Genomic DNA, 16,223 nt, shown 5'->3' with positions numbered 1-16,223 from the left:
CGTGGCCGTAAGAATTGCTTCTTACTTGCCGGCGGCCCTGCGGATCGCCTTGAGGGTGCGAAGACGGGCTTCCGCTTCTGCCAGCTGGGCAGAGACGTGCGCGTAATCGATCTCGGTCGGCTGACCGCTCATGGCTGCCAGCGCCTCTTCGCGCGCTTTTTCTGCCTCGGCTTCGTCGATATCACGCTCGGCGACATCGGCGAGAATGGTGACCACGGTCGGCTGGATCTCGGCGAAACCGCCGGAGACGTACAGCACTTCCTCTTCACCACCGGCCTTGATAATACGGACCGGACCCGGCTTCAGCGCAGTCAGCAGCGGGGCGTGACCGTAGGAAATACCCAGCTCACCTTCGACACCGGTAGCAACAATCAGCTCTACCAGGCCGCTGAAGAGGGATTCCTCGGCACTCACCACATCGCAGTGTACTGTCATAGCCATAACTATATGCCTCTTTGCCCCGGCGTGCGGGGTTTCCCCCGACGCCGGCAAGCTTTAAACAAGATTACTTCTTGTTGGCTTTCTCAACGGCTTCATCGATGGTGCCGACCATGTAGAACGCCTGCTCCGGCAGGTTGTCGTACTCACCAGCGAGAATGCCCTTGAAGCCGCGGATGGTTTCCTTCAGGGAAACGTACTTGCCCGGGGAACCGGTAAATACTTCCGCAACGTGGAACGGCTGAGACAGGAAACGCTCGATCTTACGCGCGCGCGCTACGATCTGCTTGTCTTCCTCGGACAGTTCGTCCATACCCAGGATCGCGATGATGTCCTTCAGCTCCTTGTATCGCTGCAGTACGGACTGGACGCCACGAGCAGTCTCGTAGTGTTCCTGGCCGATTACCAGCGGGTCCAGCTGACGGGAGGTGGAATCCAGCGGATCTACTGCCGGGTAGATACCCTTGGCCGCGATATCACGGGACAGTACAACGGTGGAGTCCAGGTGCGCGAAGGTAGTAGCCGGGGACGGGTCAGTAAGGTCGTCCGCCGGTACGTATACCGCCTGGATGGAGGTAATGGAGCCGGTCTTGGTGGAGGTAATACGCTCCTGCAGAACGCCCATCTCTTCCGCCAGGGTCGGCTGGTAACCTACCGCAGAAGGCATACGGCCCAGCAGTGCGGATACTTCGGTACCGGCCAGGGTGTAACGGTAGATGTTGTCGACGAACAGCAGTACGTCACGACCTTCGTCACGGAACTTCTCAGCCATGGTCAGGCCGGTCAGCGCTACACGCAGACGGTTGCCCGGTGGCTCGTTCATCTGGCCGTAAACCATCGCTACCTTGGACTGGTCGAACTGCTCGACGTTTACAACGCCGGCTTCCTGCATCTCAAAGTAGAAGTCGTTACCTTCACGGGTACGCTCACCAACACCCGCGAACACGGACAGGCCGGAGTGCTCGGTTGCGATGTTGTTGATCAGTTCCATCATGTTTACGGTTTTACCTACACCGGCACCACCGAACAGGCCAACCTTACCACCCTTGGCGAACGGGCAGACCAGGTCGATTACCTTGATGCCGGTTTCCAGCAGGTCAGTGGAGCTGGACTGCTCTTCGTAGGTCGGCGCAGCACGGTGAATGGAGGCGCGCTCCTTTTCACCGATCGGGCCACACTCGTCAATCGGGTTACCCAGTACATCCATGATGCGGCCCAGGGTCTCGGTACCAACCGGTACGGAAACCGGAGCACCGGTGTTCTTCACCGGCAGACCGCGGCTGATGCCCTCGGATGAACCCATCGCAATCGCGCGCACGATACCGTCGCCCAACTGCTGCTGCACTTCCATGGTGAGGTCTTTGCCATCCACCACGAGTGCGTCGTATACATTCGGCACGGAATCGCGTGGGAATTCCACGTCGATCACGGCGCCGATCACTTGCACAATTTGTCCGTTACTCATTTCCGGATCCTCGAATATAAATTCTGTTCTGCCCGCGGTTAGACCGCTGCGGCGCCGCCCACAATTTCAGACAGTTCCTGTGTGATCGCTGCCTGGCGCGCCTTGTTATAAACAAGTTGCAGGGAGTCGATCAGTTCACCGGCGTTATCAGTTGCGCTCTTCATCGCAATCATCCGCGCCGCCTGTTCACAGGCCTTGTTCTCAACCACAGCCTGGTACACCTGGGATTCGATGTAGCGGTTCAGCATGCCATCCAGGAGGACGCCAGCTTCCGGCTCATACAGGTAATCCCATTTGTGCTGCAGTGATTCATCTTCGTCTGCCTGAAGGGGCAGCAGCTGCTCAATCTGTGGCTTCTGCGACATGGTGTTCACAAACTCATTGCCCACCAGGTACAGGCGATCGATAGAGCCATCGGTAAAGCGATCCAGCATGACCTTTACCGAACCAATCAGGCTCGCCGCCTGGGGCTCATCGCCCAGGTCCTTAACAGCCGCCACGACGTCGCCGCCGTAGTTGTGGAAAAAGCTTGCCGCCTTGTTGCCAATCGAGCAGATTTCTACACCAACGCCTTTTTCAGACCATGCCTGCATGTCCTTGATGGCAGCCTTGAACATATTCACGTTCAGGCCACCGCAAAGGCCGCGGTCAGTGGATACGAGAACGTACCCGACACGCTTCACTTCGCGGTCCTGCAGGTAGATGTGCTGGTATTCGGAAGAGGCATTGGCAATGTGGCCGATCACGGCGCGAATGCGCCGGGCATAGGGACGACCTAACGCCATGCGATCCTGAGCCTTGCGCATCTTACTCGCGGCCACCATTTCCATGGCCGAAGTAATCTTCTGCGTGCTCTTGATGCTGGCGATCTTGGTGCGTACTTCTTTTCCGCCTGCCATAGTAATTTACCTTGCCAGTGGCGCCGCCATCCCTGAACGGAATGACTGCGCCTGTTTTCCTTTCCCGATTACCAGGTCTGAGTAGCGACAAACTTGTCGAGAGCGGCCTTGAAGGCGCCTTCGATGTCGCTGTTGTAATCACCGGTGCTGTTTACCTTCTCCATCAGCTCAGCGTGGTCGCTGTTCATGTAGGAGTGCAGGGCAGCTTCGAAGTCCAGTACCTTGGCAACTTCGATTTCGCTCATGTAGCCGTTGTCCACCGCGAATACAGAGATCGCCATTTCAGCGATGGAAAGCGGGGAGTACTGCTTCTGCTTCATCAGCTCGGTTACGCGCTCACCGTGGTCCAGCTGGGCCTTGGTGGCATCGTCGAGGTCAGAAGCAAACTGGGAGAACGCCGCCAGTTCGCGGTACTGTGCCAGAGCGGTACGAATACCACCGGACAGCTTCTTCACAACCTTGGTCTGGGCCGCACCACCAACGCGGGATACGGAGATACCCGGGTTGATCGCCGGGCGTACACCAGCGTTGAACAGGTCGGTTTCCAGGAAGATCTGGCCGTCGGTAATGGAGATCACGTTGGTCGGTACGAACGCGGAAACGTCGCCGGCCTGGGTCTCAATGATCGGCAGCGCGGTCAGGGAACCGGTCTGGCCTTTCACTTCACCGTTGGTGAACTTCTCCACGTAGTCGGCGTTAACACGCGCGGCGCGCTCGAGCAGACGGGAGTGGAGGTAGAAAACGTCACCCGGGTAGGCTTCACGGCCCGGCGGGCGCTTCAGCAGCAGGGAGATCTGGCGGTAGGCCCACGCCTGCTTGGTCAGGTCATCGTAGATGATCAGGGCGTCTTCACCGCGATCGCGGAAGTACTCGCCCATGGTGCAACCCACGTACGGTGCCAGGAACTGCATCGCAGCCGGGTCGGCAGCGCCAGCGGCAACCACGATGGTGTGGTCCATTGCGCCGTGCTCTTCGAGCTTGCGTACAACGTTGGCGATAGAAGACTGCTTCTGGCCGATCGCAACGTAGACACACTTAATGCCGGTGCCTTTCTGGTTGATGATCGCATCGATCGCAACCGCGGTCTTACCGATCTGGCGGTCGCCAATGATCAGCTCACGCTGGCCGCGGCCGATCGGCACCATGGTGTCGATGGACTTCAGACCGGTCTGTACCGGCTGGTCTACGGACTGACGTGCGATTACGCCCGGTGCAACCTTTTCAACCGCGTCGGTCAGCTTGTTGCCCAGCGGGCCCTTGCCGTCGATCGGGTTACCCAGCGCGTCTACAACACGGCCGAGCAGTTCCGGACCAACCGGTGCTTCCAGGATGCGGCCGGTGCAACGGCACTTCTGGCCTTCGGCCAGGGATTTGTATTCGCCCAGTACGATGGCACCTACGGAGTCACGCTCCAGGTTCAGCGCCATACCGTAGACGCCACCATCGAACTCGATCATTTCGCCGTACATCACGTCCGCGAGGCCGTGGATACGGATAATACCGTCGGAGACGGAAACAATGGTGCCCTCATTCTGGGCTTCAGTGGCCACGTCGAGACTGTCGATGCGGCTCTTGATGATTTCACTGATCTCGGATGGATTCAGTTGCTGCATTGTCTTTTCCTCAATTCCCACACTGTGAGAACAACAGTGTTTAGGAGTTCATCGCCTCTGCGAGCTTGGCCAGTCGGCCGCGCACGGAACCGTCAATCACGGTATCGCCGGCGTGAATAATCGCGCCGCCAAGCAGGGACTCGTCTACGGAGCCCTGCAGGGTGATTTCTCGGTCGAACTTGCGGCCCAGGGATTCAACCAGGCGCTGGGTCTGCTCGGCAGACAGCGCGTGGGCAGAAATCACCTCAACATCGAGGGATTTTTCCTGTTCCGCCTTCAGTACTTCGTAGAGGCTGGAAATTTCCGGCAAAAGCGCCAGGCGATGGTTTTCTGCCAGCAGTTTGACGAAGTTCTGTGCGTTGGCACCGATCTCGTCACCGCAGATAGAAAGGAAGTTTTCCGCGCGCAATTCGGCGGTGAGCTGGGGGTTTTCCAGCAGTTCCTTTACCTTGTCGCTCTGGCTGACCGCTGCTGCTGTGGCCAGCGCGGAAGACCAACCGTTGAGGTCGGAGGCTTCCAGCGCATAGTTGAATGCAGCTTTGGCATAGGGCCGGGCTAGTGTGCTGAGTTCCGCCATGGGAGTTCCTCGCTTACAGCTCGGCTGCCAGTTTGTCGATCATTTCGCTGTGCGCGGCTGCATCGATGTTCTTGGCCAGGATCTTCTCCGCACCGGCAATAGCCAGTGTGGAAACCTTGGCGCGCAGCTGTTCTTTCGCACGGTTAACTTCCTGTGCGATTTCAGCCTCTGCAGCGGCCTTGAGGCGATCGCCCTCGGCACGTGCAGCTTCTTTTGCTTCATCGACGATCTGGATGGCACGCTTGTTCGCGCCATCGATGATCTCTGCAGCCTGCTCCTTCGCTTCGCGCAGCTGTTCACCGGCACGCTTCTGCGCCAGCTCCAGGTCTTTCTGCGCGCGCTCAGCGCCTTCCAGGCCTGCCGCAATTTTTTGCTCGCGCTCTTGCATAACGCCAAGCAGCGCAGGCCAGACAAACTTCATGCAGAACCATACGAACGCAAAGAAAGTAATCGACTGGCCGATAAGAGTCAGGTTGATATTCACACCGACACCTCTTGCTCTGTGAAAGATTTAAGGGGATCGATTGAATTAACCCGCCAAGCCCGGAGCAACCGCGAAGATGAGGTACATTGCGATACCAACGCCGATCATCGGAACCGCATCGAGCAGGCCCGCCATCAGGAACATCTTGCCCTGCAGAGCCGGAGCCTGTTCAGGCTGACGCGCAGAACCTTCCAGCAGCTTGCCACCCAGGGTGCCGAAGCCGATTGCAGTACCCAGGGCACCCAGGCCGATCAGAAGTGCGCTTGCTACGTATACCAGACCTAATGCTTCCATTGTTTTCTCCTAAATATGAAAGTGACTAGTTGAGTTAGTTGGTAAAAAAATCCGGCCGGGACCCGGGGCCCCGGCAAAAAATCGAAAAATCAGTGATCCGTCTTGTGCTCGTCTTCCACGTCGTGGGCCATGCCCATGTAAACCGTGGTGAGAACCATGAACACGAACGCCTGCAGGGTGATAACCAGGATGTGGAAAATCGCCCAGCCCATCTGCAGGAAGCCGGCGCCGATAAAGCCCAGTACGCCCACGCCGAATACGATGGCGATGAGGATGAAGATCATTTCACCGGCGTACAGGTTTCCGAACAGACGCAGGCCCAGGGAGATCGGCTTGGCGATCAGGGCAACCGCTTCCAGCAGGAAGTTGAACGGAATCAGGAAAATATCGATGAACCACTTGCCGGTGTGGAACGGGTGCAGGGTCAGCTCCTTGACGAAGCCGAGCAGGCCCTTTTCCTTGACGCTGAAGAAAATCATCAGCGCAAATACGGCCAGCGCCATACCCAGGGTGATATTCAGGTCAGTGGTAGGTACTACCTTGAAGTAAACATGGTGCGGGTCAGCACCGGTGAGGGCAGAGGTACCGTGGGCAAATGCCAGTGGCAACCAGTCCACCGGTACCAGGTCCATCAGGTTCATCAGGAACACCCACACGAAAATGGTCAGAGCCATGGGCGCAACCATCTTGTTACGGTGCAGGAACACATCTTTTACGGTGCTATCGATAAAGCCGACGATCAGCTCGACAAAGCTCTGGAAGCCGGTTGGCACACCGGTGCTGGCTTTCCTGGCCGCACGATAGAACAGCCAGCAGAACAGCATGCCGAGGCCGATCGACCAGAACATGGAGTCCAGGTGAATGGCCCAGAAACCCATATCGGCGGCTTCCTTGGGGCTGTGCGCGATGGTCCAGGTGCTTTCGTTCAGCACGGTGCCATCTGTACGGGTGTATCCAGCGGGCAGCTTGCCATAGGCAAGGTTCTGCAGGTGGTGCTGGATATAGCTTGTTGCGGTTTGAGATTCGCCAGCCATAGTTCCTCAAAATTTCCAAAAGTTAAAAGCGCAAGTTACCGGGGAGCTCGCCGATCACTGACCAAAGGTCATGGGCAAACTACCGGGTAAATCGCGCTGCCAGCAGCCACTGCAGCAAGGTGCAGACGCCGAAGGCAATAAACAGCAACAGTGCGTTGAGTGGCCGCACCGTGGCAAACACTGCCGCAAATCCCGCCAGGGTCAGGGCAAATTTGCCCGCCTCGCCGCGCTGGAAGCCCTTCAGCACTTCGCGCGTATTGCGCGCACCACTATGCCGGAATGCATAGAAGCCAAAGTAGGCATTCGGCACCGCACACAAGAGACCTCCCAGTAGCACCGAGCGCGCGGCTACCGTATCGAAAGCCAGTAGCGCAAGCGCAGCCGCAAGGGTGAGCAGCAGCTGGACCAGGGCAATACGCAAAACGGGAGACTTTTTCATGGAAGGTAACAATCACTCGCCCGACGGAGGCAGCGCCACCCGCAGCAGTAGTTGTGGACTCCCCGGCAAGCCCGCCCGTGGACACACCGGCAGAACCACTCAGGCCTCTCATGCCCGCGGCGGCTGTAACCACTGGTTTTCGGGCGTGCGAATTATGGAGGAAGCGGGGTGGCTATTCAACCGCTGTAGGCCGCATCGTTGCTGGGGTTGGCGCAAAAGGTGCAGGGTTTGTGAATACTTGCTTACCAGACCAGCCAGACAGGCCGGAGAAATGAATTACCCGCCATAAGGCGGGCAGGGGTTTGCACCAGAAAAGGGCGCTCTCAGACCTTAGTCTCAGGACTTGGTCTCAGGCCTCGTAACCCAGGTGGGACAGGATGCCCTCGAGCTCGTCGAGGCTATTGTAGCTCAGCACCAGCTTGCCCTTGCCATTGGCGCCCTGGTTGATGTCCACCGGTACACCGATCTTTTCTGACAAACCCTCGACCAGGCGCCGTACGTCGGCGTCCGGGGTGGGTGCTTTCTTCGGCTTGTCGGCATTCTCGTGCAGGCGCCGCACCAGTGCCTCGGTCTGGCGTACGGTCAGACCCTTGTCGACCACCTGGCGCGCGGCAGCGCGCTGGCGATCACCGGCGAGGCCGAGCAGGGCCTTGGCGTGGCCGAGTTCCAGGTCGCCGCGCTCGAGCAGCGTCCGCACTTCGTCGGTGAGGCTCAACAGGCGCAGCAGGTTGGTCACCGCAGTACGGGATTTGCCCACGGCATCCGCGACTTCCTGCTGGGTAAGCTGGAACTCATCCTGCAGGCGCTTCAGCGCCAGTGCTTCCTCGACAGGATTCAGGTCCTCGCGCTGGATGTTCTCGATCAGGGCCATGGCAATGGCCGCTTCGTCCGGCACCTCACGCACCAGGGTCGGGACCTTTTCCAGTTCCGCCAGCTGCGCGGCGCGCCAGCGACGCTCACCGGCAATGATCTCATAACGCTGGGTGCCCACCGGGCGCACCACGATCGGCTGCATGATGCCCTGCGCCCTGATGGACTCGGCCAGCTCCTGCAGGGCCTCCTGGGCCATTTCCCGGCGCGGCTGGTAGCGACCACGCTGCAGGAACTCGATTGGCAGCTCCATCAGCTTGCCGTCAAGGCTCTCATCGGCATCGCCCGCCGTGGCCCCGGAAGTCGCCGAGGCAATCGCCTTGCTGGCGTCGCCGGAAATCAGGTGATTGAGACCTTTGCCAAGGCCCTTGCGTTTGGCAGCCATAAAAACTCCTGGAAAAACTTAGCTGGCTTCGGCAACGGCCGGGCGACTGTTGGCCGCGTGGCGGCGTGTCATCTCGCCTGCCAGGGCGAGATAGGCGATAGCACCCTTGGACTGGCGGTCATAGGTCAGCGCGGGCTTGCCGAAACTCGGCGCCTCCGCCAGGCGCACATTGCGCGGGATGCAGGTGCTGTAGAGGCGGTCGCCAAAGTACTCGGTCAGCTGCTCGGATACATCGTTGGTGAGGCTGTTGCGCGGGTCGTACATGGTGCGCAGGATACCCTCGATCTTGAGGTCGGGGTTGGCGACCTGCTGGATCTGGTTGATGGTATTGATCAGCGCAGACAGGCCCTCAAGCGCGTAGTACTCGCACTGCATCGGGATCAGTACGCCGTTGGCGGCACACAGGGCGTTCACGGTGAGCATGTTGAGCGACGGCGGGCAATCCACCACCACGTAATCGTAATCGTCGCCGATGCGGTCGATGGCTCCACGCAGGCGGGTTTCGCGCGCGTCCATGTCCAGCAGCTCCACTTCCGCCGCGGACAGGTCGCCGTTGGCCGGCAGTACATCGTAGCCGCTCTCGGTGGCAACGATCGCCTTGCGCGGGTCCATCTCGGAGGTCAGTACATCGTACACGGACAGCTGCAACTCGCTCTTGTCGATACCGCTGCCCATGGTGGCGTTGCCCTGCGGGTCCAGGTCGATCAGCAAAACACGCTGGCGGCTGGCCACCAGCGAGGCAGCCAGGTTTACACAAGTGGTCGTCTTGCCAACGCCGCCCTTCTGGTTGGCTACCGCAAAAATCTTGTTCAAGGTCTTGTCCTAAAAATCGCGTTGCGTTGGGGCGGCGCCAGTGCGCGGCCCGATTGGCGCCATTTTCTTGTTCTGGAGTGAGAGGAGTCGCTGCAGCCGGTGTTACCGCTCCGGCGCCAGTACGATCAGGTGGCGCTCAGCATCGCAGCCCGGTACCGTCAAGGGGTGCGTCTGTTCGACCTTAATCCCTTTTGGCAACTCGCTCAACTCGTCCGTCGGCAGCTTGCCCTTCATCGCATAGAACTTCCCACGCGAAGTTAGCAAGTGCTCACTTCCGTCAATCATATCACGCAAACTGGCGAAGGCGCGCGAGACCACGCCGTCAAATTTTTGTTGTGGCCGGAATGCCTCAACCCGCTCATTGACTACCGTGACATTGGCCAGCCCCAGCTCGGTGGCGACCTGGAACAGGAAGCGGGTCTTCTTGCCGTTGGCGTCGAGCAGGGTCACCGGTCGCTCCGGGTGGCAGATTGCCAGCGGGATACCCGGCAGGCCGCCACCGGTGCCGACGTCGATAATCGGCCCGCTGCCGCACAGGTCCACAACACTGAGGCTGTCCACCAGATGGCGCTCCAGCATTTCGGCCGGGTCGCGGATGGCGGACAGGTTGTAGGCGCGGTTCCATTTGGCAAACAGGGCCAGGTATGCGAGCAGCTGGTCCACCGTCGCATCCGCCAGGGACAGGCCCATATGGCGCGCGGCAGACTGCAGGCGCGAACGAAACTGCTCCATGTCAGCTCGCCCGCCTGCGCAGCAGGCCGCGCTTCTTGAGCTGGATCAGCAGCAGCGAAATTGCCGCCGGGGTCACGCCGGGCACGCGTGAGGCGCTGGCCAGGGTAGCCGGGCGCGCATCGCTGAGTTTCTGGCGCACCTCGTTGGACAGGCCGGAGATATCGCTGTACTCGAAGTCCGCCGGTATCTCGGTCTGCTCGTAGGTGCGCAGGCGCTCGATCTCGTCTTTCTGGCGGTCGATATAGCCGGCGTACTTGGCGGAGATCTCCACCTGCTGCGCTACCTGTTCATCCGCAACCGGCTCGCCCACCAGACCAGCCACCTGCGCATATTCCAGCTGCGGGCGCTTGAGCAGGTCCATCAGGTTGTATTCGCGGGTCAGCGGCTGCGCCAGGCTCGGGTTGATTGCCTCGGCGGCCATGCTGCCGGGCTGCACCCAGCTGCTGCGCAGGCGCTCCTCCTCCGCCGCAATGGCTTCCTGCTTGCGGCAGAACGCGGCCCAGCGGGTGTCGTCCACCAGCCCTAGGGCGCGGCCCCGCTCGGTCAGGCGCAGGTCGGCATTGTCCTCACGCAGCAACAGGCGGTACTCCGCACGGCTGGTGAACATGCGGTAGGGCTCCTTGGTGCCAAGGGTAATCAGGTCATCCACCAGCACGCCGAGATAGGCCTGGTCGCGGCTCGGTGACCAGGCTTCCTTGCCGCGCGCCTGCAGCGCGGCATTGGCGCCGGCCAGCAAGCCCTGTGCCGCCGCCTCCTCGTAGCCCGTGGTGCCGTTGATCTGGCCGGCAAAATACAGCCCGGCCATGTGCCGGGTCTCGAGGCTGGCCTGCAGGTCACGCGGGTCGAAGAAATCGTATTCGATGGCGTACCCGGGGCGGGTGATATGCGCATTCTCGAAGCCCTTGATGGAGCGCACCATCTCCACCTGCACATCGAAAGGCAGGCTGGTGGAAATCCCGTTGGGGTACAGCTCGCAGGTCTCCAGGCCTTCCGGCTCGATAAAGATCTGGTGACTGTCCTTGTCGGCGAAGCGGTGCACCTTGTCCTCGATGGACGGGCAGTAGCGCGGCCCCACGCCCTCAATGACACCCGAGTACATCGGTGAGCGGTCGAGCCCGCCCTGGATGATCTCGTGGGTGCGGCTGTTGGTATGGGTGATCCAGCAGCACACCTGACGCGGGTGCTGTTCACGCCGGCCCAGGTACGACATCACCGGCAGTGGCTGGTCGCCCCACTGCTCCTCAAGGCCGGAAAAGTCCACGCTCTTGGCGTCGATTCGCGGTGGCGTACCGGTCTTCAGGCGGTCAACCCTGAACGGCAGTTCCCGCAACCGCTCGGCGAGGGCAATGGAGGGCGGGTCACCGGCGCGGCCACCGGAGTGGCTGTCGAGCCCGATGTGGATACGGCCGCCCAGGAAGGTGCCCACCGTCAGGACCACGCTGCGCGCGCGGAAACGGATCCCGGTATTGGTCACCACGCCGGTGACGCGATCACGCTGGCCGTCATTCTCGACAATCAGGTCATCCGCCGCCTGCTGGAATATCTCCAGGTTGGGCTGGTTTTCCAGGATGCGGCGAATCGCTGACCGGTAGAGGGCGCGGTCTGCCTGGGCGCGGGTGGCACGCACTGCCGGCCCTTTGCGCGCATTCAGGACACGGAACTGGATACCACCGAAATCCGTCGCAGTGGCCATAGCGCCACCCAGGGCATCCACTTCCTTGACCAGGTGGCTCTTGCCGATGCCGCCAATGGCCGGATTGCAGGACATCTGCCCGAGGGTATCGATGTTATGGGTCAGCAACAGGGTGGCGCAGCCCATGCGTGCGCTGGCCAGTGCCGCCTCGGTACCGGCATGACCGCCACCAATCACAATAACGTCGTAGGACCTGGGGTAATCCATGCAGTGTTGTTCCAACCTTTTGCTGTTCAACCGGCAGCCAGCCAGGGGCCGCTCAAAAATGGCCGCACATTATAGGCGTGCAATCCGCGACTGGACAGCAAATGTTCAATCTGTGTTTGGCCTGTCTTACTTATGAATACTTAATTAAAAAATATATTCATGTATGAATAGATGGAAGATAGTGTTTGTTGTTATTAATAGGGGCGCCAGTTTCAGTGGAAAACCTTAAAAAGCTCAATTAAAACAACCGGTTACTGAGATGATAACCAGGCTGGAAAGCTGCTCGGAAACGGGGGTATAACGCGGGGATAGCCCTGTGGACAAACGGGATAACTTTTGCCCGACCGACGAGGCAGAAAGTTGTACCCGGGTGCGTACCGGTTTTTACCCACCATAACCCACTGATTTATCCACATTGGCCCGCTGTTCGCCGGGATTCTGGGCGAAGCGGGGTGCTTGCTGGGGGACTCCTGTGGGTAACCTGTTATTTAGCTGGATGACTGAGCAGGCCCTGTGGGTATTTTCTGGCGCGGGTGCGGATCGCTGAACGTGGCAGATGTGATGGCTACGGCGGCGGCAACCGGTGAAATGGTTGTCTTTGGCGGCCAGTTCATTTTTTTTACGCAATTTTCACGCGGTTTTGACGCGAACCTGATGAGCCCCCCTGCAAGATACGGACCCTAACTCAACGAGAGGGGGTTCCATGAAAAGCACGAATAAGTTTCCCGCGGTCAAACTGATGGCTGCACTGCCTCTGGCGATTTTCCTCGCCGGCTGTTCCGATGATGGCGATGATGAAGTCTTCCGCCTGCCACCTGTTGCCGAGGAGGCTGCAGCACCGGGCTTTATCCAGGTAGTGCACGCATCACCTGATGCTCCGGCAGTCAACGTACTGCTGAATGGCAGTGTCGCAATAGAGACACTGGACTACGCCGCCAACAGCGGCTTTGCCGAACTGGATGCCGGCAGTTATGACATCGCGGTGGAGGGCATTATTCCGGGGGGCAATGCGACTGTAATCGACGTTGCCGGCTTTAACCTGGAAGAGAATGCGCGCCCGACTGTGATCGCCGTGGGCAATGTCGCAGAGATAGAGCCGCTGGTGGTGAGTGAGTCCGCGACCGACCCTGCAGACAACCAGGTTGCGCTGACGGTCACCCATGCAGCGCCGGCAGCGCCGATGGTGGATGTCTATGTCAGTGGCCCGGAAGATGACTTCTCCTCCCTTTCCGCCGCTTTTTCCTTCAGCTTCAAGGAGTCCATCGACGCCGGTGCCCTCACTGCTGAGCCGGTGCGGATCCGGGTAGGGGTCGAGGAAACCGTGGTCTACGATTCGGGCACGGTCGATCTTTCAGGTTTTGCGGGCCAGAAGCTGCTGGTAACGGCGATTGCTGCGGAAAATGCGACTCAGGCGGCCACTTCGCCGGTGAAGCTGCTTGTAACTACAGAAGAGGGTGCGTCTGTTGAGTTGATCGATGCTCGCACCAATGCCGGTGTGCGTGTCGTGCACGCTTCCCCGGACGCAACCCGGGCTGCGGGTGGCAATGTCGAGGTGTTTGCCACCAGCGAAGTACTGGGGGCGGACCCGGTGGAGCTGATTCCCGGCTTTGACTACCTGGAGCAGTTCCCGGGCGAGGGCGCTTATGCGGGTGTTCCTGGCGCAACCTATGTGCTGGATGTAGCTCCGGACACCGATATGGTCGGCGACAGTGTTTTCCAGTCAGGCGAAGTTGAGCTGATGGCCGGTGAGGAATACACCGTGGTCGCGGCCGGCAGGGTCCTGGGTTCACCAGCCTTTGGCCTGTTGCCGACCATGGATGACAACCGTTCCATCGCGACCCAGGCATCCGTGAAGGTGATTCACGCGGCGCCTGCGGCAGGTGACGTAGACGTGTATGTGACCCCGGCCGGTGAGTTCTCGGCAACGGATATTGAGGCCGGCCTCGCTGGCGACCCGCTGCTCGATGACTTTGCCTTTGCCGAGATCACCGATTATGTGAGCGTGGCGCCCGGCGCGTACGACATCCGTGTAGTAGCTGGCGGTGTTGCCGCAATCAATGTTGAAGACTTCCAGCTGGACGGCGGCGTTGTAGCCAGCGTGCTGGCCTATGGCCCCAGCGAGCAGGGCGGCAATGTCGAGGACTTCGGAGTCTTGGTGCTGACCAACTGATTTGCGTATTATTTCCCGTAGGTGCTTCGGGCCCGTCCAGGGCCCGTTTTTTTTTACTTTGTGGGTAAACGATCATGCAGGTTGGCGGAACCGTACTGTTAATTGAAGATCACCGCGATATCGCGGAGATGATCACCTCCTACCTCGAAGGGCGCGGGTTTGCGGTTGACTACGCTGCCGATGGTGTAACCGGCCTGCACCTGGCCACAACACGCGCACCGGATCTGCTGGTACTCGACCTCTCCCTGCCAGGCATGGATGGCCTCGATGTATGTCGCGCGGTGCGCGAGCAGGCCAAGCTGGATATTCCGATCATCATGCTGACCGCGAGGGACACCCTTGATGAGAAGGTCGCCGGGTTGAATGCAGGGGCAGATGATTACCTGGTAAAGCCTTTTGCGATTCGCGAACTGGAAGCCAGAGTCAATGCCCAGTTACGCCGGGTTCGGTCGGAAGTTGCGCGGGAAACCCTGAGTGTAGGGGACCTGGTTCTGGATAAGGACACCCTGTGTGTGAGTCGGGGGGACGAGGAGATCCGGCTTGCCCCTACCGGTTTGAAGATTCTGGAAACCCTGATGCGCAGCTCTCCCGCGGTACTGAGTCGTGCCGAACTGGAGCGCCGGGTCTGGGGTGACGTATTGCCGGACAGCGACACCTTGCGCAGCCACATGTACAGCCTGCGAAAAAAGATCGATAAGCCATTCGACAAGCCGATGATCCTCAATCACCCGGGTAGTGGTTACCAGCTGGTGGTGCCCGATGAAGACTAATCGCTTACAGGACAGGATCTTCCGGGCGTTTGCGCTGCAGGGGTTCCTGATCGCCCTGGCTGTGGTACTCGGCATCCTGCTGACCAACTGGCTGCTGTCACGGCTGCTGGTGCAGGAAGCGCTGGAGCGTGAAACGGCGCATTACTGGCAACTGATCGACAATCATCCGGCGGCGCAACTTTCCAATTCCCTGAACCTGCGCGGTTACCTGTTACCGCGCGATGCGGACCAGTTTCCGGCGGGGCTGGATTCCCAGCTTGCCAATGGTTACCACGAGGTCAGTGCCGGGAGTTTCAATGCGTTGTACGTCAGCACACGCGATGGCAACCGCATGTACCTGCTGTTCAACCGCTCCGGTGTCAAAAGCCTGATCAGCCTTTACGGCCTGGTGCCACTGGCGGTGGTTTTATCCCTGCTTTATTTGGTGCTCTGGTTCAGTTATCTGCGCGCGCGTCGCGCGGTTTCACCCACTATCGAGCTCGCACGGATCCTTGCGGAACTGCCGGAAGAGTTTGTGGAGGGGGAGCTGGAAGGGAAACTGCCGGAAAACCTGGATACCGATGTCGCGGTACTGGCGGATGCGATCGAACGGTACCGGGCGCGTATCGCCCTTTTTGTTGCGCGTGAGCGGGCCTTCTCCCGCGATGCCAGCCATGAGCTTCGTACACCGATTACAGTCATCAGCATGTCTGCGGAGCTGATGGCGGCGAATGGCCAGCTAAGTGAGCAGGATGCACGGCAGCTGGACCGGATCCAGCGTGCGTGCCACGACATGGAAGAACTGACGGATGCATTCCTTGCGCTCTCGCGCGAACGTGACGGCAACCCGCGCTCGCAACAGTTCGATGTCGCCGATGTCATTGAGAAAGAGTTGCAGTCTGTGGTGCCGGTTGCAAGGGAGAAGGGTATTGGCCTTTACATGGAAGGGAGCAATGCACTGGAGCTGCACGCCAATCAGCGCGTTGTTGGCATATTGCTCGGCAACCTGATACGTAACGCGGTGAAATATACGGATGCTGGCAGGGTGCGCGTGCGGGTGCAGGGTGATGTGGTTCAGGTGATCGATAGCGGCACCGGTATCAGCGCGGAGCAACTTTCCAGTATCTACGATCCGCACGTACGCGACAGTGAGCAGTCCCGTTCAGGCTACGGTGTGGGACTGGCGATCGTAAAGCGCCTGTGTGAGCAGAATGGCTGGCAGGTATCGCTCTCCAGTAAGAAAGGGCACGGCACCTCTGCCAGCCTGACATTTACCGATGGGGCAGTCCGGCAACAACCGGATTACTTCAAGGTACTGGTCGCCGAGCCGGAACCCCTGAGCCAGGACCGTAACTGAAACT

General features: G+C 59.7%; 16 protein-coding genes. 3 read left to right on the top strand and 13 right to left on the bottom strand.

Annotation, left to right across the window (positions count from 1 at the left end):
- Positions 1-21 precede the first annotated feature (21 nt).
- The 13 genes from QSJ80_RS01930 to mnmG all read right to left on the bottom strand — a co-directional run bounded on the left by QSJ80_RS01930 (position 22) and on the right by mnmG (position 11,943).
- Complete coding sequence (locus QSJ80_RS01930; RefSeq protein ID WP_285762579.1) at positions 22-441, bottom strand: F0F1 ATP synthase subunit epsilon; 420 nt, start codon at positions 439-441, stop codon at positions 22-24.
- 64 nt (positions 442-505) lie between these two features.
- Positions 506-1,903, bottom strand: coding sequence for a F0F1 ATP synthase subunit beta (atpD, locus tag QSJ80_RS01925; RefSeq protein ID WP_285762578.1), 1,398 nt, complete (start codon positions 1,901-1,903; stop codon positions 506-508).
- 38 nt (positions 1,904-1,941) lie between these two features.
- The gene (gene atpG, locus QSJ80_RS01920; RefSeq protein ID WP_285762577.1) at positions 1,942-2,802 is read right to left on the bottom strand and encodes a F0F1 ATP synthase subunit gamma; all 861 of its coding nucleotides are present in this window, start codon (positions 2,800-2,802) and stop codon (positions 1,942-1,944) included.
- Positions 2,803-2,870: 68 nt separating this feature from the next.
- Positions 2,871-4,415, bottom strand: coding sequence for a F0F1 ATP synthase subunit alpha (atpA, locus tag QSJ80_RS01915; protein WP_285762576.1), 1,545 nt, complete (start codon positions 4,413-4,415; stop codon positions 2,871-2,873).
- 40 nt (positions 4,416-4,455) lie between these two features.
- Entirely contained in the window at positions 4,456-4,992 is a 537-nt protein-coding gene (locus QSJ80_RS01910) for a F0F1 ATP synthase subunit delta (protein ID WP_285762575.1), read from the bottom strand.
- A gap of 13 nt (positions 4,993-5,005) precedes the next feature.
- Positions 5,006-5,476: a F0F1 ATP synthase subunit B gene (locus QSJ80_RS01905; RefSeq protein WP_285762574.1), complete on the bottom strand. Its 471-nt coding sequence runs from the start codon at positions 5,474-5,476 to the stop codon at positions 5,006-5,008.
- Between the two features lie 45 nt (positions 5,477-5,521).
- A complete protein-coding gene (atpE, locus tag QSJ80_RS01900) occupies positions 5,522-5,770 on the bottom strand; it encodes a F0F1 ATP synthase subunit C (RefSeq protein ID WP_285762573.1) in 249 nt (82 codons plus the stop codon).
- Between the two features lie 89 nt (positions 5,771-5,859).
- Positions 5,860-6,804, bottom strand: coding sequence for a F0F1 ATP synthase subunit A (gene atpB / locus QSJ80_RS01895; RefSeq protein WP_285762572.1), 945 nt, complete (start codon positions 6,802-6,804; stop codon positions 5,860-5,862).
- A 79-nt stretch (positions 6,805-6,883) separates the two neighbouring features.
- Positions 6,884-7,243, bottom strand: a complete 360-nt coding sequence (locus QSJ80_RS01890) for an ATP synthase subunit I (RefSeq protein ID WP_285762571.1) — start codon at positions 7,241-7,243, stop codon at positions 6,884-6,886.
- A gap of 349 nt (positions 7,244-7,592) precedes the next feature.
- Positions 7,593-8,498 carry a ParB/RepB/Spo0J family partition protein gene (locus QSJ80_RS01885; protein WP_285762570.1) on the bottom strand — a complete coding sequence of 302 codons (906 nt, stop codon included), beginning with the start codon at positions 8,496-8,498 and terminating at the stop codon, positions 7,593-7,595.
- 18 nt (positions 8,499-8,516) lie between these two features.
- Positions 8,517-9,311: a ParA family protein gene (locus QSJ80_RS01880; protein ID WP_285762569.1), complete on the bottom strand. Its 795-nt coding sequence runs from the start codon at positions 9,309-9,311 to the stop codon at positions 8,517-8,519.
- A 102-nt stretch (positions 9,312-9,413) separates the two neighbouring features.
- Complete coding sequence (gene rsmG / locus QSJ80_RS01875; RefSeq protein ID WP_285762568.1) at positions 9,414-10,043, bottom strand: 16S rRNA (guanine(527)-N(7))-methyltransferase RsmG; 630 nt, start codon at positions 10,041-10,043, stop codon at positions 9,414-9,416.
- Between the two features lies 1 nt (position 10,044).
- Positions 10,045-11,943: a tRNA uridine-5-carboxymethylaminomethyl(34) synthesis enzyme MnmG gene (gene mnmG / locus QSJ80_RS01870; RefSeq protein WP_285762567.1), complete on the bottom strand. Its 1,899-nt coding sequence runs from the start codon at positions 11,941-11,943 to the stop codon at positions 10,045-10,047.
- Positions 11,944-12,646: 703 nt separating this feature from the next.
- Here mnmG and QSJ80_RS01865 point away from each other — a divergent pair.
- From QSJ80_RS01865 to QSJ80_RS01855, 3 genes are all read left to right on the top strand, one after another.
- Positions 12,647-14,113 (top strand): DUF4397 domain-containing protein, encoded by a 1,467-nt coding sequence (locus tag QSJ80_RS01865; protein WP_285762566.1) that lies wholly within the window; start codon positions 12,647-12,649, stop codon positions 14,111-14,113.
- A gap of 74 nt (positions 14,114-14,187) precedes the next feature.
- Positions 14,188-14,883 carry a response regulator transcription factor gene (locus QSJ80_RS01860; RefSeq protein WP_285762565.1) on the top strand — a complete coding sequence of 232 codons (696 nt, stop codon included), beginning with the start codon at positions 14,188-14,190 and terminating at the stop codon, positions 14,881-14,883.
- The gene (locus QSJ80_RS01855) at positions 14,873-16,219 is read left to right on the top strand and encodes a sensor histidine kinase (RefSeq protein WP_285762564.1); all 1,347 of its coding nucleotides are present in this window, start codon (positions 14,873-14,875) and stop codon (positions 16,217-16,219) included. Before QSJ80_RS01860 ends, QSJ80_RS01855 begins: the two co-directional genes overlap by 11 nt.
- Positions 16,220-16,223: the final 4 nt, after the last annotated feature.

The organism is Biformimicrobium ophioploci, assembly GCF_030270605.1.
Taxonomy (GTDB): Bacteria; Pseudomonadota; Gammaproteobacteria; order Pseudomonadales; family Cellvibrionaceae; genus Biformimicrobium; species Biformimicrobium ophioploci.
Note: the sequence above shows the minus strand (reverse complement) of the source record. Positions and strands in the feature narration are given on the sequence as shown.